The sequence below is a fragment of the Paenibacillus sp. FSL R7-0163 genome (assembly GCF_037969975.1).
GTDB classification, from domain to species: Bacteria; Bacillota; Bacilli; order Paenibacillales; family Paenibacillaceae; genus Paenibacillus_AQ; species Paenibacillus_AQ odorifer.
Map to the genome: position 1 here is coordinate 493,945 of NZ_CP150224.1, position 18,683 is coordinate 512,627.

General features: G+C 46.7%; 16 protein-coding genes and 1 riboswitch. Of the genes, 15 read left to right on the forward strand and 1 reads right to left on the reverse strand.

Annotated features, from left to right (window positions below; all coding sequences use genetic code 11):
* Nucleotides 1-204 precede the first annotated feature (204 nt).
* From NST45_RS02105 to NST45_RS02130, 6 genes are all read left to right on the forward strand, one after another.
* Nucleotides 205-330, forward strand: a complete 126-nt coding sequence (locus tag NST45_RS02105; protein ID WP_339824725.1) for a hypothetical protein — start codon at nt 205-207, stop codon at nt 328-330.
* A gap of 553 nt (nt 331-883) precedes the next feature.
* Nucleotides 884-982: riboswitch (purine riboswitch) on the forward strand.
* Between the two features lie 70 nt (nt 983-1,052).
* Nucleotides 1,053-2,390, forward strand: coding sequence for a 5'-deoxyadenosine deaminase (locus NST45_RS02110; RefSeq protein WP_036679719.1), 1,338 nt, complete (start codon nt 1,053-1,055; stop codon nt 2,388-2,390).
* Between the two features lie 129 nt (nt 2,391-2,519).
* On the forward strand, nt 2,520-3,092 hold the full coding sequence (locus NST45_RS02115; RefSeq protein ID WP_076100935.1) for an RNA polymerase sigma factor: 573 nt from the start codon (nt 2,520-2,522) through the stop codon (nt 3,090-3,092).
* Entirely contained in the window at nt 3,089-4,258 is a 1,170-nt protein-coding gene (locus tag NST45_RS02120; RefSeq protein ID WP_339824728.1) for a hypothetical protein, read from the forward strand. The genes NST45_RS02115 and NST45_RS02120 overlap by 4 nt, the downstream gene beginning before the upstream one ends.
* 206 nt (nt 4,259-4,464) lie before the next feature.
* Nucleotides 4,465-6,363 carry an LTA synthase family protein gene (locus NST45_RS02125; protein WP_076103703.1) on the forward strand — a complete coding sequence of 633 codons (1,899 nt, stop codon included), beginning with the start codon at nt 4,465-4,467 and terminating at the stop codon, nt 6,361-6,363.
* An 8-nt stretch (nt 6,364-6,371) separates the two neighbouring features.
* A complete protein-coding gene (locus tag NST45_RS02130) occupies nt 6,372-7,787 on the forward strand; it encodes a hypothetical protein (protein ID WP_339824731.1) in 1,416 nt (471 codons plus the stop codon).
* Nucleotides 7,788-7,934: 147 nt separating this feature from the next.
* Here the strand turns inward: NST45_RS02130 and NST45_RS02135 are convergent, their stop codons facing one another.
* The gene (locus NST45_RS02135; protein ID WP_339824734.1) at nt 7,935-8,693 is read right to left on the reverse strand and encodes an AAA family ATPase; all 759 of its coding nucleotides are present in this window, start codon (nt 8,691-8,693) and stop codon (nt 7,935-7,937) included.
* A 254-nt stretch (nt 8,694-8,947) separates the two neighbouring features.
* Here NST45_RS02135 and NST45_RS02140 point away from each other — a divergent pair, with 254 nt between their 5' ends.
* The 9 genes from NST45_RS02140 (at nt 8,948) to NST45_RS02180 (ending at nt 18,682) form a co-directional block, all read left to right on the forward strand.
* Nucleotides 8,948-10,048: a DUF3880 domain-containing protein gene (locus tag NST45_RS02140; protein ID WP_036679709.1), complete on the forward strand. Its 1,101-nt coding sequence runs from the start codon at nt 8,948-8,950 to the stop codon at nt 10,046-10,048.
* A 54-nt stretch (nt 10,049-10,102) separates the two neighbouring features.
* Nucleotides 10,103-11,218: a glycosyltransferase gene (locus NST45_RS02145; protein ID WP_036679773.1), complete on the forward strand. Its 1,116-nt coding sequence runs from the start codon at nt 10,103-10,105 to the stop codon at nt 11,216-11,218.
* A 53-nt stretch (nt 11,219-11,271) separates the two neighbouring features.
* Nucleotides 11,272-11,442: a hypothetical protein gene (locus NST45_RS02150; RefSeq protein WP_176462682.1), complete on the forward strand. Its 171-nt coding sequence runs from the start codon at nt 11,272-11,274 to the stop codon at nt 11,440-11,442.
* A 169-nt stretch (nt 11,443-11,611) separates the two neighbouring features.
* A complete protein-coding gene (locus NST45_RS02155; protein WP_052097299.1) occupies nt 11,612-13,084 on the forward strand; it encodes a glycosyltransferase in 1,473 nt (490 codons plus the stop codon).
* 1,010 nt (nt 13,085-14,094) lie between these two features.
* Nucleotides 14,095-15,189, forward strand: a complete 1,095-nt coding sequence (wecB, locus tag NST45_RS02160; RefSeq protein WP_076103696.1) for a UDP-N-acetylglucosamine 2-epimerase (non-hydrolyzing) — start codon at nt 14,095-14,097, stop codon at nt 15,187-15,189.
* Nucleotides 15,179-16,165 carry a polysaccharide biosynthesis protein gene (locus tag NST45_RS02165; protein ID WP_036679704.1) on the forward strand — a complete coding sequence of 329 codons (987 nt, stop codon included), beginning with the start codon at nt 15,179-15,181 and terminating at the stop codon, nt 16,163-16,165. The genes wecB and NST45_RS02165 overlap by 11 nt, the downstream gene beginning before the upstream one ends.
* A complete protein-coding gene (locus NST45_RS02170; RefSeq protein WP_339824739.1) occupies nt 16,162-17,001 on the forward strand; it encodes an SDR family oxidoreductase in 840 nt (279 codons plus the stop codon). Before NST45_RS02165 ends, NST45_RS02170 begins: the two co-directional genes overlap by 4 nt.
* Entirely contained in the window at nt 16,998-17,969 is a 972-nt protein-coding gene (locus NST45_RS02175) for an NAD-dependent epimerase/dehydratase family protein (protein ID WP_339824742.1), read from the forward strand. Before NST45_RS02170 ends, NST45_RS02175 begins: the two co-directional genes overlap by 4 nt.
* Nucleotides 17,966-18,682: a glycosyltransferase gene (locus NST45_RS02180; RefSeq protein ID WP_339824745.1), complete on the forward strand. Its 717-nt coding sequence runs from the start codon at nt 17,966-17,968 to the stop codon at nt 18,680-18,682. Before NST45_RS02175 ends, NST45_RS02180 begins: the two co-directional genes overlap by 4 nt.
* Nucleotide 18,683: the final 1 nt, after the last annotated feature.

An 18,683-nucleotide genomic window follows, 5' to 3' on the forward strand; every position in this document is an offset into this window, starting at 1 on the left:
ACACCTCCGTGGACTCATTATCGCCAGTCTGTTAACTACTGTCCACTTTTTATTCTAGCTTCAATTGGTACAAAACACACCGCATATGGACCTGTTTCGAGGGAATAGCGTCACTGGAGTCCGAAATCTTGCTCAAAAGGCGAAAAATGTGCAAATAGTGCCATCTGGGTCCGAAAGTATGGAGGATTATGACTCACCAGTGGTGTGGACGTAGCGAGATCAGTAGAAGCAGAAGCAGAAGCAGAAGCAGAAGCAGAAGCAGAAGCAGAAGCAGAAGCAGAAGCAGAAGCAGAAGCAGAAGCAGAAGCTCCAGACGTAGCAGTGGAATAGGCACAAGGGGAACGCAGAAGTGCGGAAGTAGGAGTAGTGTAGTAGCCGTAGTGTAGTAGGAGTAGTGTAGTAGCCGTAGCAGTGCTGAAGTAGCAGTTGAGTAGCAGTAGGGCCCGGCATAGGTCAGTTAGATGAATAGAGCTAGGCGTACACTAGCGGGCTCTGACCAGTCTGCCATACCGCGCTATATGCGCACAGCGGTTTACCACAAGGCGTTAGTGTAAGCAGAGATTGTCCGAAATGGCTGATCTAATCATTCGAAATGGTCGACCTAATCGTACGAAACGGCTGTCTCTTAAGCCATGAAATAGCTCTCGGATAGCTTATTTTCAATATTTTTCTGACAGTAAGTCTGACACGAGGTACAGCGTAGCGTAATCGAAAATATTTTAACGTAAGAATTCGTGATCACAAATGGGATTGGAGTTAATTTATATAACATTAAACGCTGAATTCCTTTTATAAATCACTATTTAAAATACATAATCGATATTGTGTGTCATGTATATTGACATGTAACCTGTCTTTAGATTATTATTGGACTATTCAAATTACAAATGAATAGTCTTTTTTTCGTATATCCTTAATAATTGGTTTAAGGGTCTCTACCGGGAACCGTAAATTTCTGGCTACGAAAATATGCTCAGGCATATTTTTGTGGCCTTTTTGTGTTACAGGCGTGAAGTTGTGCTGGAATTAACTCAATGAGGGGGAGAAGGGCTATGGGAAATATTTTGATCAAAAATGCCGAAATCATTACGATGAACAAGCAAGAGGAAATTTTACACGGGGATGTCCGGATTAAGGATGATCTCATCGTTGAAATCGGCACTGGCCTGATCCCGCAGGGTGACGAGAAGATTATTGATGCTACGAACCGTACATTAATTCCGGGTTTTATCCAAACTCATATTCATCTATGCCAGACGTTATTCCGTGGTAAAGGGGACGATCTGGAGCTGATGGATTGGCTGCGCAAACGAATCTGGCCATTAGAGGCCGCGCATGATGAAGAATCCCTTTATTATTCGGCTATGCTTGGCATCGGCGAACTGATCACCAGCGGCACGACGACGATTGTGGATATGGAGACTGTCCATCATACGGATTTTGCGTTTCAGGCTATAGCTAAAAGTGGAATCCGGGCCTTGTCCGGCAAGGTGATGATGGATCAAAAAGGGGGAGATGTGCCTGAGGCGCTGCAGGAGGATACCGCATCTTCTTTGCAGGAAAGTGTCGATTTACTGGAAAAATGGAATGGTTATGGAAACGGCCGGATTCAGTATGCATTTTCTCCACGTTTTGTGATTTCCTGTACAGAGCCTTTATTAACCGAGGTGCGGGATCTGTCCGCAAGATACGATGTGAAGGTGCATACTCATGCGTCTGAGAATTTAGGGGAAATTGAGATTGTGCAGGCCATGACTGGCATGCGTAACATCGTCTATCTGGATCATCTAGGATTAGCCAATGAACGGCTTATACTGGCGCATTGCGTGTGGCTGGATGCTGAGGAGCGGCGGATTTTGCGGGATCGAGGGGTGCATGTAAGTCATTGCCCGGGTTCCAATCTGAAATTGGCCTCCGGAATTGCGGACACACCAGGGATGCTTCATGAGCATGTTTCTCTTAGTCTGGGAGCGGATGGCGCTCCATGCAATAACAATCTGGATATGTTTAATGAGATGCGATTGGCGGCGATTATTCAAAAGCCTCATCACGGACCCACAACCATGGATGCCCGCAGTGTATTCCGTATGGCTACTATTGGTGGGGCGAAGGCCGTAGGGATGGAGGATAAGATCGGGAGTATCGAGGTAGGCAAAAAAGCAGATCTAGTGCTCCTGAATCTCTACAATTTTCATACCTTCCCCTCTTACGACGTAGATCCCATCTCTAGAATTGTATATTCCGCTACGCGGGCAGATGTGGAGACAACGATAATCGACGGGGAGATCGTGATGGAAAGAGGTTTGCTAAAGACTGTGGATAAAGAAATTGTACTAAATGAAGCTAACCGTTCTATTAAAAGATTACTTACGCATACCTCGATCGTTTGAGGAGAGAGGGCGATTCGGATATCTTTATTTGCAGGGGATCACTGGACCCCCTGTTTTTTTATGAGAAAATATGAACATAAGGGAACTAAAGTGCCTTTTATGAGGTCGTATTAAGTGAGGTGAAGCTAATTGGAACTGGAAGGTCTTCAGCATAGCGAGACGATGAATGAACAGCAATTAAGAGAAATCATGAGCCGTTACGGAGAGGATATATGGAATTATATCTATTATCTTACCAAAAATTCTGAACAGGCCGATGATCTGGCCCAAGAAGTATTCATTAAATGTTATTACCGGATTGGCACGTACCGGGGGAATTCTTCATTTAAAGCATGGTTGCTTACGATTGCCAGGAATACTGTTTTTTCGCACCGGAAATCGCGCTTTTTTCGTTCGGGCTTATGGGGTGGTGTACAGCCATTGTCCACGGTTGATGTGGAGCAGCGGGAAAAAACTATTGAACCTCTTGGTATAGCCCGATCTGCGGAGATGGAGTATTTGGGTAATCAGTCCATTGGTGAGATATGGGATCTAATTATGGCATTGTCTCCCAAGCTGCGCGAAGTATTGGTCCTGGATTTGAAATATGAGCTCTCTATAAAAGAAATAGCTGAACTGATGAACTTGAGTCATGGAACGGTAAAATCAAGATTGCACCGAGCGCGGCAAAAAATTCAGAACAAATTAAAGGGGGTAGAATGATGGAGGATCATCAACCGGAATGGTATGCTCAGGCCCGAAAAGGACCTTTTGGAAATGAAAAGTTTACTATGAGGCATGCAGACAACGTCATTCGCCGAATTCAAGAAGATCAACAGGGAACGAAATCTTTTTCAGGAAAAAGACTATCTGTGCAAATGTGGGCAGTGGCAAGTTTTATTGTACTGTTGGGCTTAGGCATATTCTTTCTGAACGGAAGGTTCCTTGGTAATGAATCAAGCAACCCTGCGCAAACTGAGGTTTCGTCGCATTTCACGGAGGCTGAGCTACAGCGGAACGCAGATCAGGTGATGCAGAGTTTACTTGGAAAGACTTATCCGCTAGATCACCGGGAATGGCTTAAGGAGCAACAGCAGATATTTTACTCTTACCAGAAAGGTGAGGACTCCGCATATATCTGGATCGATTATGAGACAGGAGAACTGGTGCAAACGAAGATGAGCGCGATGCTGACAACTGCAGAGATCGACGCTGAAATGAAAACCCGTGCGGAAGAGATCAAGGGCAAACTGGGTTATGCGAATGATTCAGCTTATGATGTGCTCAGATATGTTGAATATGATGCTACACAACATTCTAGCGTGAAAATTGAAAATAACTTTAGGGCGGAGAAATGGCGTATCGGATTTGTAAATGGTGAATTCGATTACGCATCAGCCACGCTTGAGGCCTCGGCGGTATCAGAAGAGACGCGTCAAGCTGGGGAAGAGGCATTGAAGATGTTGAGAGGTAACGGAGGTGATGAAGAGCTTAGTTTAGTATTTCGGGCTATGGACAAGGATCAGGATAGACTTACGCTGCAATACGGATCAAAGGTTTCGGTTACGCTCGATACTGTTACTAGAAGGATTGAACAGATTAGTGATACAAATCCTCGTGCTAGTGATAAAACAGATCCCAAACAACTAACGGTATTAGACCGTGAGCTGTCTCTAATTGATGGGGATCGCCTACGTGAGAAGGCAGCACCTCTGCTGACTAAGATATTTAGCGTTGCTGATGTGGGCGAATATAGCTTGCTTAAAAGAGATCAGGAGCCCGGGAATCTCACCTTTCATAAGCTTGGCAGTCCTGAGATCACTGTATATTATGATAGTGATTTAACGATCTGGAAGGTGAAAGAGGATTCGCCAGCAAGCCAGTCTTAGATTGAAGGGCATAACATAATAGGCTTAAATAGGGAGGTTCCACAGCCGAAAAGGCGTGGGGTTTCCCTATTTGTAGTGGGAGCGAACGGTGCACATTTTTGATAAAAAAAGTAAGTATTGTTATACTAGAACAATCTGATATTTTACAGAAAAGATGAATAGATTTCATAATCAGAACAAATGAAAAGGTAAGAGGGGATTAAAACGTGAAAAAGCACGGGCCGAATCGAGCTCAGTTCTATATTGTTGTCCTGCTGCTATGGTTGAAGCTGCTCCTGCTGAGAGTGCTGTTCTTTGATAGAATTGCTTGGGAGTGGATTGCAGCAGATGTTGCTCCAGTCCTCTTCATCATGGGGATTCTGACGGTCATTACTCCTTCGCGGGTGAGAACAGCCGTCTATTGGACATTTAACGGGATATTATCGCTGCTGCTGTTCGCAGCCAGTGTATATTTCAATCACTTTGGTTCTGTTCCGACGTATCTGGCTTTATATGAACTGAATCAGGTATTTCAAGTGAAGGCAAGCGTAGAATCAACGATACAGACTATTGATTATTTATTTTTCGCTGATCTTGTGATCATGGTGATCTATGTCTTGATCCGCAGATGGAAGCATGGAAAAGCCTATCCGCATGAGCGTGAGCGATTCAGCTCCCGGAACACACGATTGGCACATATGATGGTGATTCTGGTGGCTATTCTTGGAGGTTTTGCTTTTTCGGCCAATTCTGTCAATTCTGCGCGGGGAATTACAAATGAACTTGTGCAGGCAGAAAGTGCCGGATTCCTGAATTATGAGGTCGTTGCCGCAATCAAGGTCAAGGAAGATAACAATCTCATTGGAACCGGAGATATTAAGGATACAATCGCGAAGATTGATGAGCTGCAAGCTTCCTATCCTTATAGTAGTAAAGCCGCGGGCACAGCACCTGAGTATTTCGGCTCGCAAAAGGGCAAAAATGTAATTGTCATTCAAATGGAAGCTTTTCAAAACTTCCCGTTGCATCAATCCCTGAAGGGTCAAGAGCTGACTCCAGTGTTGAACAAGTTGGCAGATGAGGGATTTTACTTCCCCCATGTCTACCAACAGATTGGTCCGGGCAATACTTCTGACGCTGAATTTATGAGCAACACGTCGATTTATCCAATCGGGACGTTGGCAATGTCCACTGGATTCGGGGACAGAGAACTGCCGAGCCTACCACGTCTGCTGAGAGATAAAGGATATGAGGCGTACACCTTTCACGTGAATCAAGTAGGCTTTTGGAATCGGAACGAGCTATATCCAGCGCTTGGCTTTAACGGTTATTATGACAAAGATTATTTTACTAATGATCATTTTAATGCGTTTGGTGCTTCCGATGAACAGCTTTATATTACGGGTGTCGAGAAAATGGCAGAATTGCAGAAGAAAGGAACTCCTTTCTACGCACAAATGGTGACGGCATCCAGCCATCATCCCTTCCAAATTCCGGACTCTTTTAAGAAGATCTCAGTGCCTGATGAGTTGAAAAACACGATGCTTGGCGATTATTTGACTGCTATTAACTATACTGATTATGCCATTGGAACTTTAATAGAGGGTTTGAAGAAAAACGGAATGTGGGATAACACTGTGCTGGTGATGTATGGTGATCATTTTGGCTTGCAGCCGCAGGATGTTCCACCGGAGCAAGTGGAAAGTGCACTGGGGATTCCATACGATTCCCGGATCAGTCGCTTTAATATTCCATTGATTGTACATGTACCAGGAATGGAGCAAGGGAAGGTAGTAGAGCGAACAGGTGGACAGTTGGATATTCTTCCTACAATAGCTAACCTATTGGGGGTTTCTTTAAGGGAAGAAGGTTATACAGCATTTGGTCATGATCTCTTGAACATTGATCGTAACGTGTTAGGGATGCGGTATTATTTACCTTCCGGTTCATTTTTTAATGATGATATTCTCTATGTGCCTGGTAAAGATTTTGCTGATGGTGAAGCTGTGTCGCTGGATACGCTTAAGCCAGTATCGGATTTTACAAAATATCAGACTGATTATGATTATATTTTGAAGCTAATGAATTTGTCCGACGAATATGTGAAGCTGTTACCACAGAGATAGGGGGAATCATGAAAAAGTTCTGGAAACCGGAGTATCTCGTAGGCCTTGCCGGCTGCGGTATCATTATTTATTTGCTATTCGTAGGGCCATTTATTGGTGTTGCCGATAATGGAGATTTTCTGCGTATGATGAATACCATCGGTCTGAACTACTACGATACTGCTGCATCGTATGCCGATCAGTTTTTCAGCTTTAGCCATTCTCGTTTTGCGTATGAGGATTTGTTTAGGGGCTTTTATCCTTCCTCACAGATTTTTATAGTGCTTGTGCCGAGGTTGATCGGCGGGCTCATCCATGGCAGCTTTTTTGATGTTCGTTTGCTGGGTGCAGTTTATGGGCTTCTTTTACTGGCGGCAACTTGGCTGCTGGTGAAGTATAATGCTCGTGGCTCTTATGTTACAGGGCTGCTGTTGGGTGCAGCTATCTTATTTGTATTTTACGATATCGGGTATGTGGCCTATTTCAACTCCTTGTTTGGAGAACCGGTGTCGATGGTGTTTATGCTGCTGACATTTGCATTAGGATTAAGATTAACTAGCCAAGAGAAGCCAACCACTAAAGGATTAACTTTGTTTTTTATAGCGATTCTGTTTCTGGTCACCTCCAAAATCCAGAATGCACCGATTGGGATTGCCTTTGCTGTGATTTTCTTGCGGTTTATGATGCTTGACGGAGAGGGCAAATGGAGGAAGCTGGCTTTACGTTTTTCGATTGCCATCTTTCTTGTATCCATCGTTTTGTATGTGGCAGCGCCAAAAGATCTGAAGCATATTAATCTGTATCAAACGGTGTTTTTTGGGATTTTAAACGAATCGCCGGATGTGAAGGGAGACTTGCAGGATCTCGGATTACCGGAGCGGCTGGAGGTACTGGCGGGTACGAATTATTTTCAGACCGATACAGTGATTAAGCAGGATGATCCTTCGCTGGTTCCGGACTTCTATGACCGTGTATCTCATAAAGATGTGTTGTTCTTCTATCTGAAGCATCCGGACCGGTTGATAGATAATATGAAATACGCTGCGAGTAACAGCATGGCGATTCGCCCGTATTATCTAGGAAACTACGAGAAAAGCGAGAATAAACCAGCAGGTGCATTATCCTATACTTACAGTGGATGGAGCCAATTCAAAAATAAACATATTCCGCACACGCTCGGATTTCTCTCCATATTCTATCTGGTGTATTTTGCGGGAGCCTTGTTCCAGTATTTCCGCAGCAGAGATATTCGCGGCAAAATTGCCGGCGAGCTGCTGATGCTGCTAGGGCTAATAGGGATTTTCTCCTTTTTGGTTCCGATTCTGGGAGACGGAAGGGCTGATATTGGCAAGCATTTATTCCTCTTTAATGTGTGCTTCGATATGATGGTCGTGGTCATGTTTGGGTGGATTGTTCACAAGGTAGTGGGATTTGTAAGACGTTAGCTTATGGAACAAATCAAACAGCAAGTTTCCGATTATGGAGACTTGCTGTTTTTATTAAAATATAAGAATTTATATGTTCCATATTGTAAATTATCCTTATATTTCTCGCTTAAACGCTTACCGTCCTTATAGGGACGTCGAAGGCGTTTATGCTTGTTCATCCTCAAATAACTCACGCAGCATCCCTTGACGATCGTTCATAAACGCTTTGGTCACGGTATAATGTTCGGTTTCCTCCAAGGCGACGGACCGTATTCCCTCTCCCTCCAAGAGAAAAATTTCAGCACCGGGATAGGACATCAGAATGGGGGAATGCGTTGCGATAATGAACTGTGAATCCTGCCCGACCAGCTCATGCATACGCACCAGCAGAGACATTTGACGTAAGGGGGAAAGCGCTGCTTCAGGCTCGTCGAGGATATAAAGACCGCGGCCGCCGAAACGGTGAACGAACGTAGCTAAAAAAGACTCTCCGTGGGACTGCTCATGCAGAGATTTGCCTCCGTAGGAGTCTTTGATCGGTGGGCCACCGGGTTGTTCATCCAACTCATCAATATAAGAAGCCACATTATAGTAACTCTCCGCACGTAGAAAAAAGCCGTCCTTCGGCCGTCTAACCCCTCTAGCAATTCTAAAATACTCATAAAGATTCGAATGCGAGGAACGAGTGTTAAAAGAAAAGTTTAGCGTTCCACCCTCAGGGTTAAAGCCCCAAGCAGCAGCAATTCCCTCTAACAAGGTTGATTTGCCCGTGCCGTTCTCTCCAACAAGAAAGGTCACTGGTTTTTGAAAAGTCAGGCGATCCATCGTTCGAACAGCAGGCAGATGAAAAGGATAGGTTTGAAAGGATGGCACCAGATCACGCAGCAGCTCCGCGTGTCGCAAATACAACGTGGTGTTATTCATAGTTCCCCCCTTGTGAATTTCAAAAAATAATCATCTTCGGACAGATTGGACAGAGATGACAAGTTTAGTGCCTCTAGCTAGACCTTTATAGTATAACAGCATCCAGCGAGTGGATGAAATCTTGACGGGGTTCGGGCAAGCCGGGCAAAAGACAGGGTACATCTGCCAATTTAGTTCTAGTAATGACAGATGTCCATGAGGCGAGTGCTGACTCCGCATATAGTTATACTGTCTTGAGAATACAACGGGGCAGGGTGAAGGCCGTGAAAGCAAAAAGGAGAAAACACAAGCGTCCGCGAGATTATCGCGACGGTTATCACGAAGGATATCGTCTCGGCATGTGTGAGGCTGTACAGCGTCGGAGTACTGTAGAGGTCGAAGCCTCTCGGCCATTTAAGCTAATGTATGTTCCTCAAGGGTTCCATGCAATCGATACTGGGGTAATTGAGGCGCTCCAGCAGCTTGTAAGTGAGCTTGTGATTAGCACTCCAGAAGCTATGCTGGAGACTGCGGCTCGGGAGATGCCCGGGGCAGTGCTGGTTATGAATGGACTGCATGTTTTTCCGGAAAATCATTTAGAACAGATTACAGAAATCAGAAAGCTGGGCATTCGGACTGCGATCTGGTTTGTGGATGATCCTTATTTTACAGAGGATACTTCAGTGATTTGCCGGCATTATGATCACGTTTTTACGCATGAGCTCGGTTGTGTGGAGTTTTATCAATCCTTTGGGGTTCCATCCGTTCATTATTTACCGCTTTGCGTCAATCCAAAGATGTTCTATCCGCGCCGTACGGCACCGCAGTATAAGTACGACATTGTGTTTATTGGCAATGCATTTCATAATCGGACAGCGCTGTTTGATGAACTTGCCCCCTATCTAAAGGATAAGAAGGTGCTGATCGCTGGGGGGTTCTGGGAACGGCTTGCGACTTATGACCAGCTTGCCCCTTTTATTAGCAATGGCTTTATCCCGCCTGAGGAAACTGCGAACTATTACAGTGGCGCAAAGCTAGTCATTAATATTCACCGTCCGTGGGAGGAGGGGCAGGATAACCGGAATAGCTTCCGTTTACCATCACGCTCTATCAATCCGCGTACTTATGAGATCAGTGCCTGCGGTACTATGCAGCTTACGGATGTTCGTGAGGATCTGGGCAATTATTATCGACCAGGTTATGACTTGGATACTTTTGGCTCTGCTAAGGAATTGCAGGAGAAGATTGAGTACTATCTGAAGCATGAAAAAGAGCGCCGAATTTACGCTTTACGGGGACTACAGACAACCATGCGCAACCATACATTCACTGCGCGTTTGCCTCATTTGCTGAATGTGATTGCTTCAAGTGTATGAAATCTATAACGGGACAAAGGAGCGAGGATGATGATGAACAACAATGAATTTATTATGCCTGCACCACCGCTACCTCTGACACCTCCAGAGGAAGAAAAGCTTCGTGGTCGTCTGAGTGGTTTTAAGGGCGGATATGATGAGGGATATTTACGGGGGCGGCTTGCGATTTTGGATGGTCGGCCAGAAGAAGTATTTCCTGTACGGAATATTCATGTAATGTATGTGGCTTCTGGTAAAGGATATCCCTACTCTCCATTAGACGATGCAGTCCTCTACGCGCTGCAAAAATTAACCGCACAAGTCACGATAACGGATGTACGCCAAAACTTAGTGGAGTTAGCCGCCGCTCAAAGACCGGATCTGGTACTTGTGCTGGACGGTATGGATTTACCGCTTGAGCAGATCTCCGTTCTTCGGGCTAGCGGGATTAAGACAGCCATTTGGCTTACAGATGATCCTTATTACACTGATTTTACAGTTAAAATTGTGGCACATTACGATTTTGTGTTCACGCTTGAGCGTAATTGTATTGATTTTTATAAGGGACTGGGCTGCCCTGAAGTTCATTATCTTCCTTTTGCCGCTCACCGCGAGCATTACCGTCCAACTACAACACGTTCACCATTGAATCGCGAAGTTAGTTTTATTGGCTCTGCCTATTGGAACCGGGTTAATTTCTTCCGTGAGATTCTTCCGGATTTGATGAACTATAACACGGTGATTAACGGCATCTGGTGGGACCGTCTGCCTGAGGCGGCACTCTATGGAGATCGAATTGAGATTGGCAAATGGATGTCACCACAAGAAACCGCGGTAGCTTACAGCGGATCCAAAATCGTCATCAACCTCCACCGCTCGCACATTGATGAAGTAGTGAACAACAATACGCTTTCGATTCCGGCGGTATCTCCTAATCCGCGTACTTTTGAAATCGCGGCAACGGGTACGCTGCAATTAGTGGATGCCAGAGATGATATGGGATCCTTTTACAAACCTGGTGAAGAAATTGAGACTTTTGCAAGCCCTCAAGAAATGATGGATAAAATCCGTTATTACCTGACTCATGAGGAAGAACGCCGTGCGATAGCCCTGCGCGCTTTTGAACGGACGCTTAAGGATCACACCTACACTAAACGTATACACCAGCTGTTAACAGTAATTTACGGCTAGGTCATATGCCCGAAAATGGAATGGAAATGTGCGCTTACCAGGGGACAGGTGTCGTGCCGGCATCTGTTTTTCCTCGATATACTGTAGAACCGAACCTCAGCTTATGCCTGTGGCCTGATGAAAAGAAGCAACGTCTGGAGCGGGCTTGTATAGCGGAGCGGAAGCGACTGGCTAGATTCGAGAGCAGAGTGGAAGCGAAGGGGCGAAGCTCGGGAACGAAGTGAATTGACTGACGAGATTCTAGAGCTAAGCGGAAGCGATGTTGCGAGTCACAGGAGCGACTATCTTCAAAGAGAGTTTACTGCGAAGGATAGAACTTAGCGCAAAGTTTGTAAATTTTTTAAGGAGGTGAATGGCTGCTCCAGGCCCCTCGTTAGGGAGCGCCGAAACGCCATGGCTGACAAAGCTACAATCGTCCTCTTTTCACATGTATCCAATACACGCAGTATTACGGGAGCGGAGAAGCTATTGTTGTTTTTCGCTCAGGAGCTTTCTCCGTACTTTAATTGTATTCTCGTTGCACCTCAGGACGGCAAGCTGACTTCTCAGGCTCGAAGCTGTGGAATAAGTGTACAGTTGCTTTCGATTCCTCTTTTATATGGAATGTACACTCCTTATGCAGGGTTGGAGGCAGATGCTCAGAAATTCCAGGAAAGCAGGGAGTATCACGAGTTAACAGACTGGCTGAATTCCCTGCGCCCGGCGTTTGTTATTACAAGTACCTGTGTGCATGCTCTGCCAGCAATGGCTGCAAAGTCACTGGGCATTCCGGTGATATGGAAAATATCAGAGACGATAACAGACAATGAATATACACCTATTAGTGTAGGGCTGATTCATCGGAATAGTGATGAGATATTAGCTATTTCACAAACAGCTGCAGCTTGCTTTCCAGAGGACGTGAGAGCGGAAAAAGTGATCCAGCTGCCTCCCTCTTGGAATGATAAAGAGATGATGATTGAGGCTTGGAGCAAGCTTCGGAGCGAACGGCGGCGGGAATTGCGGGTTAAACCGCATGAACAGCTGGTCGGTTATATTTCTTCTTTTATCAACAAGGAAAAAGGGCTAGAACATTTTGTGAAAATGGCTGTGCTTGTGCACGCGGTTCATCCAAGCTCGAAATTTGTTGTCATTGGGTCTGCTGGTGATAAAAGCTACTATGAGCGTTGTGTCCGCAAGGTGAAGCTTGAGGGACTGTACACCCGGTTTAAATTTGTTGGTTATGCTGAATGCCTTCCATCCGCTTATTGCGCCATGGATGTGCTAGTGGTTCCTAGTCTGATCCGCGAAGGCTTCGGCATGACTGCTCTGGAAGGAATGGCTTTTGGAAAACCCGTGGTCGCTTACGACTCTGGGGGCTTACGAGAAATTCTGCACGCAGCGGGCTGCGGCGAAAATCTCGTGCCAGCATCGGACATTTCCGCGCTGGCAGAAAGAGTCAACGTCATGCTGGCGCAGCCAGGAATGGCGTTAACTATAGGCAGTCAAGCGCGGGAGCGCGTCGACGCCGTCTATGGTCCGGCGGCTTATCGGAGCCGCCTGCAGGGTCTTGCGGAGATGTGGAACCTCCGCTATTGCAGCGCACCCGCGGTGCGCGAGGCTGACAGCGTGGTGGTGGTGGAACCACCCGCTGTCCAGCCTGACTTACCCGCAGCGTCGCCGGCTTTGCCGCCGCGAAGCAAGGGCCTGCCGAGCCGCGTCGCCCGCAAGCGGCGCGGCAAAGCCCGGGCGCGCCGGCGAAGCGGGCGCCCGTTGGTTTTGCGCCGCGTTGCTCGCAAGCGGCGTAAAGGTTCTGCCCGGCGGCGCAGCACCGCCGGGGGCAAGCGCCGCCGGGCCCGCCGCGGTGGACGGCGGCGCGCGGCGTAAATGCCTCGATTGCAGCGAAGTGGCAAGCTGAGTACAAAGAGAGATAAAAATGCTCTTCATTGAGCTCAATCCAGCAACTTGAGCCAAATGAACGGTACATTTCCCGCTAAAAGAGCTCAATCCAGCAACCAGAGCGCAATGGACGGTATAAGTCCCGCAAAATGAGCTCAATCCAGCAACTTGAGCGCAATGAGCGGTAAAAATCCCGCAAAATGAGCTCAATCCAGCAACTTGAGCGCAATGAACGGTAAAAATCCCGTTTAAAGAGCTCAATCCAGCAACCTGAGCCAAATGAACGGTACATTTCCCGCTAAATGAGCTCAATCCAGCAATCTGAGCCAAATGAACGGTAAAAATCCCGCAAAAAGAGCTCAATCCAGCAACCTGAGCCAAATGAACGGTATAATTCCCGCAAAATGAGCTCAATCCAGCAACTTGAGCGCAATGAACGGTAAAAATCCCGCAAAAAGAGCTCAATCCAGCAACCTGAGCCAAATGAACGGTATAATTCCCGCTAAATGAGCTCAATCCAGCAACCTGAGCCAAATGAACGGTAAAAATCCCGCTAAATGAGCTCAATCCAGCAACCTGAGCCAAATGAACGGTAAAAATCCCGCAAAATGAGCTCAATCCAGCAATCTGAACGCAATGAGCGGTATAAATCCCGCAAAATGAGCTCAATCCAGCAACTTGAGCTAAATGAGCGGTATAAATCCCGCAAAATGAGCTCAATCCAGCAACCTGAGCCAAATGAACGGTACATTTCCCGCTAAATGAGCTCAATCCAGCAATCTGAGCCAAATGAACGGTATAAATCCCGCAAAATGAGCTCAATCCAGCAATCTGAACGCAATGAGCGGTATAAATCCCGCAAAATGAGCTCAATCCAGCAACCTGAGCCAAATGAACGGTATAAATCCCGCAAAATGAGCTCAATCCAGCAACCACAGAGCACAGTCCGCTGACTGAGCCAAGTCAGACTATAATTAAACAGGCAGGGGAGTGAACTCATGAAGATCATGACGATTTTAGGCACGAGGCCTGAAATCATTCGCCTCAGTGTAATCATTCCGCTTCTCGACGAACATGCTGAGCGGCACATCCTGGTGCATACAGGCCAGAACTTCACCGCCAGTCTCAGCGGTATTTTCTTTGCTGAGCTGGGACTGCGGGCACCGGATTATGTGCTGCAGGATAAACAAGCAGGACTAGGCGGTCAGCTTGCCGCCATGTTCGGAGGGTTAGAAAGCATTTTACTAAAAGAACAGCCAGATCGTGTCTTGCTTCTGGGCGATACGAACAGCGCGTTATGCGCGATTTTGGCTGAACGTATGGGAATTCCGGTGGTGCATATGGAAGCGGGCAACCGTTGCTATGACCTCCAAGTACCAGAAGAGAAAAACCGCCGTGTCATCGACGCCGTTTCGACCATTAATATGCCTTATACGCAGCAGAGCAAAAGACATCTAATCAGCGAAGGTTTCCCCAGCAGGCGTATCGTGTTAACAGGAAATCCGATCCATGAGGTCATGACCCATTTTGAGCACAAAATCCAGACTAGCGACATTCTGGAGCAGCTGAAGCTTACCTCAGGACAGTATTTTCTAGTCACGGCCCACCGTGCTGAGAATGTAGACGATCCAGAGTCCCTTGTACAAATTATGTCGGGTCTTAACGCAGTGGCTGAGCATTTTGGAATTCGTTTAATATGCAGCATTCATCCTCGCACTCGCTCCAAACTTACCGAGCAATTTTCCCTTCCAATGAACCCACTAGTTGAATTTCATGAACCTTTCGGATTTTTTGATTTTGTCTATTTGGAACAGCACGCCTTATGTGCCATCACCGACAGCGGGACTGTACAGGAGGAATGCTGCTTGATGAAAGTGCCAACAGTTACGATTCGCAGAACGACGGAACGTCCAGAAACAGTGGATTGTGGCAGCAATGTAGTCTCAGGTGTAGATCAGAAAAGTATTCTGCGCAGCGTCAAGCTGATGACGGCGCTCAATCGGGATTGGGAGGCACCGGAAGGATACATGACTCCGGATGTTTCGGTCAAGGTAGTTAAATTCTTGCTTGGAGGGAACCTGCATGTTCAATAATAAAAGGATTGTGGTCACAGGCGGAACTGGTTCCTGGGGGCATGAACTGATTAGGCAACTTCTGCCACAAAATCCTAAGGAAATCATCGTATTCTCCCGCAGTGAATCCGCTCAAGTGGCGATGAGCCGGGAGTTTGAAGATCAACGTCTCAGCTTTATCATTGGCGATATCCGTGACAAGGATGCGCTGATTGCAGCCTGCCGTGGCGTTGATTACATCTTTCATCTGGCGGCGCTCAAACATGTTCCAGTCTGTGAAGATCAGCCTTATGAAGCACTCAAAACCAATGTAGTGGGAACTCAAAATGTGATCGAAGCTGCCATTGTAAATGGCGTTGAAAAAGCAATTTACATCTCTACCGATAAGGCTGCGAACCCATCCAACTTCTATGGAATGACCAAAGCGATTGGGGAAAAATTGTTCGTTTATGCCAATCTGATTGGCTCAAACACCCGGTTCGTTACTGTACGCGGAGGTAATGTGCTCGGAACGAACGGCAGCGTCGTGCATTTGTTCATGAAGCAGATTAAGGATAAGGGTCAGGTACGCATTACGGATATGAAAATGACCCGCTTCTTTTTTACCCTACGCGATGCTATTACATTATTATTTAAAGCTTCTGAGGTTAGCTTGGGTGGAGAAATCTTCGTCATGACTATGCCTACCTGCCGAATTATAGATCTTGCTGAGGTGCTGATTGAAGCTTCCGGAGAGTCCAATGTGAGTATTGTCGAGACCGGGATTCGTCCGGGGGAGAAAATCCACGAGATTCTGATGAGCGATTTCGAAAGCTTAACTACCGTTGTCTACGATGAACAGTATCTAGTAATTCTCCCTACGCTGAACATGCCGGAATTAAAGGCACATTATAGCGCTTATCCTCATGTCTCTTTCAATAGCTTCAGTTCAGAGACGAATCTGATGGATCGGGAAGAGATCAAAAGCATCTTGATCCGGGGAGGGTTCCTGCAATGAAGCTGCTTATCCTAGGTGGAAACGGTATGGCGGGGCATATGCTGGCGGATTATTTTCGCCGCCAGGGCAAGCATCACGTCTTCCATACAACCCGGGATAAGAGCGATCTTGGCGGGCTGTATGTAGATGCGAACGATATAGCCGGAGTTGAGAAGCTGGTCGATATCGTTTCCCCTCATTGCATTATCAATGCAATGGGGGTTCTCAATCAATTCGCGGAGCGTGACAAAATTGGGGCTTACCACGTGAATGGCTTCCTCCCTCATCACTTGTGGCGAAAGGCGGAGGATGTTCAGGCAAGGCTCATCCATATCAGTACCGACTGCGTGTTCGAAGGAACACGCGGAGGGTACACCGAAGAGGATGCTCCTGATGGAACCTCTGTATATGCAATTTCGAAAAGCCTCGGTGAGGTGCAAAAACCCGGGCATCTTACGATTCGCACTTCCATTATTGGCCCCGAAATCCGCCCAGGCGGTATTGGTCTGATGGATTGGTTCCTGGCGCAGAGTGGTAAAGTTTCAGGATACCGGCGGGTGATGTGGAACGGGGTCACAACGCTCCAATTAGCCAAAGCAGTGGATGTAATGCTGGATTCCTCCGTATCGGGGCTGATCCATTTAGCGCATCCAGAGCCAGTAAGTAAATATGAGTTGCTTCAGCATATTCAGGCGGCTTTTCATAAAGAAAATGTGGAGATCATCCCTGAGGATGAACATATTCAGGATCGTACACTAGTGAATACAAGAGCGGATGTCCTCTTGCCGCTGCCTTCATATCCTTTAATGCTGCAGGAACTGGCTGACTGGATGAAACAGTCAGAGATGTATTTATGACAGGGCAAAGACTTCTGATTACCGGAGCCGGTGGATTCACCGGGCAACATGCGGTTCGATTATTTTCGGCAGGAGGGTCTGAGGTTATCGCTGTATTGCGGCCGCAATCGACAGCTGCCTCCACTCTTTTTCCAGAAGGAGTAAAGATATATGTTTGTGATTTAAGTGACCGGAAAGCAGTAGCTGAGATGATCAAGCAAACTGCGCCGGACGCTGTCCTTCATTTGGCTGGGAAGAACTCCGTACCCGAGTCATGGCTTAATCCCTTGCTTTATATGGAGACAAATGTGATGGCCACCTTATATTTACTAGAGGCAATGCGAAGCTTGCCGAGCAGTCGGATTCTAGTGGCAGGCTCCAGACTTAAGTTCAAACCGGGTGTGGTGGCTGGGCCACCACACCCGTATAGCCTTAGCAAAACAATAGAAGAGCTGGTGTCCCTCGCATGGGGCACCTTATTTAAACAGCCGGTTCTGCTGGCTGAACCGTGTAATCTGATTGGTCCCGGTCCTTCCACCGGCTTCTGCTCTTTATTAGCACAGCACATTGTTCGAAGTGAAGTCCAGCCAGATGAGGAAATACCTCCATTTAAGCTCTCTTCTCGTTATGCGCTGCGTGATTTTTTAGATGTTAGAGATGCCGTTAGAGCTTATGACTACATTTTGCGTAAAGGTACAAATGGAACCATCTATCGCATCGATTCGGGGAAGCAGCGGGAACTCGGGGAGATCGCGGAGCAGATGCTCAGTCATTCTGTAGGACCAGTGCCAATGGACTGGGGACCTGCAGATGCTGAACGGGCTATTTCAGAGATCGCAGCCACAGCGGATAAGAAGGTTCATTCAGAAGCATCAACCCCTGAGGCTGATGTGTCTTCACTGGGCTGGCGCCCGGAGATTGGGCTTAGCCAATCGTTAATGGATATTTTGAATTATTACCGAGTTAACGGGGAGGGGAGGTTGTTATGAGACCGAAGGTTTCGGTAGTGATTCCTTTTTATAATTGTCCTTATATTGAACACGCCCTGCAAAGTGCGCTCTCCCAGTCTTGGGAACCTTACGAGGTCATTATTGTCGATGACGGCTCGCACGCTCATAGCAATCTAATTACACCGTATCTCTCCCGAATTCATTATTTGGGCAAAGGCAACGGGGGAACCGCCTCCGCACTGAATCACGGCATTTTGAATGCAACAGGGGACTATGTGGTCTGGCTTAGTTCAGACGATTTATTTTATCGGGATAAGATCAACAATCAGGTTCTGTTCATGGAGCAGAACCACTTGTTAATCTCCTATACCAACTTTAATTATATTAACGCTCAATCGCAGTTGGTTCAGCTGAATGCTGCGCCATTGTTTCCTAGTCACCTGGATTACTTACGTTGTTTTTTACACGGTAATCCTATTAATGGCTGTACGGTGATGTTTAAACGAGAGGTGTTTGGAGCCATAGGGCTTTTTGATGAATCACTTCCTTACACACATGATTATGACTTATGGTTCCGCGCCATTCTGAACGGATATCCACCTGTGATGTTGAATCAATCACTTACAGCTTACCGGACTCATGATGGCATGGGAACGATCAAATATTTTGATGTAATTATGGCAGAGGCAGCTGCGACCAATGCCCGCTACAAGAATTCGCTGCAGCACTTGATTTCTTCTATGGGGGGCTGAA

What these genes read in the sequence shown, in the direction of transcription:
- NST45_RS02130 (WP_339824731.1), top strand. Translation starts at nt 6,372, where the DNA reads ATGAAAAAGTTCTGGAAACCGGAGTATCTCGTAGGCCTTGCCGGCTGC.
- NST45_RS02110 (WP_036679719.1), top strand. Translation starts at nt 1,053, where the DNA reads ATGGGAAATATTTTGATCAAAAATGCCGAAATCATTACGATGAACAAG.
- NST45_RS02155 (WP_052097299.1), top strand. Translation starts at nt 11,612, where the DNA reads ATGGCTGACAAAGCTACAATCGTCCTCTTTTCACATGTATCCAATACA.
- NST45_RS02170 (WP_339824739.1), top strand. Translation starts at nt 16,162, where the DNA reads ATGAAGCTGCTTATCCTAGGTGGAAACGGTATGGCGGGGCATATGCTG.
- NST45_RS02180 (WP_339824745.1), top strand. Translation starts at nt 17,966, where the DNA reads ATGAGACCGAAGGTTTCGGTAGTGATTCCTTTTTATAATTGTCCTTAT.
- NST45_RS02175 (WP_339824742.1), top strand. Translation starts at nt 16,998, where the DNA reads ATGACAGGGCAAAGACTTCTGATTACCGGAGCCGGTGGATTCACCGGG.
- NST45_RS02120 (WP_339824728.1), top strand. Translation starts at nt 3,089, where the DNA reads ATGATGGAGGATCATCAACCGGAATGGTATGCTCAGGCCCGAAAAGGA.
- wecB (WP_076103696.1), top strand. Translation starts at nt 14,095, where the DNA reads ATGAAGATCATGACGATTTTAGGCACGAGGCCTGAAATCATTCGCCTC.
- NST45_RS02145 (WP_036679773.1), top strand. Translation starts at nt 10,103, where the DNA reads ATGCCTGCACCACCGCTACCTCTGACACCTCCAGAGGAAGAAAAGCTT.
- NST45_RS02165 (WP_036679704.1), top strand. Translation starts at nt 15,179, where the DNA reads ATGTTCAATAATAAAAGGATTGTGGTCACAGGCGGAACTGGTTCCTGG.
- NST45_RS02135 (WP_339824734.1), bottom strand. Translation starts at nt 8,693, where the DNA reads ATGAATAACACCACGTTGTATTTGCGACACGCGGAGCTGCTGCGTGAT.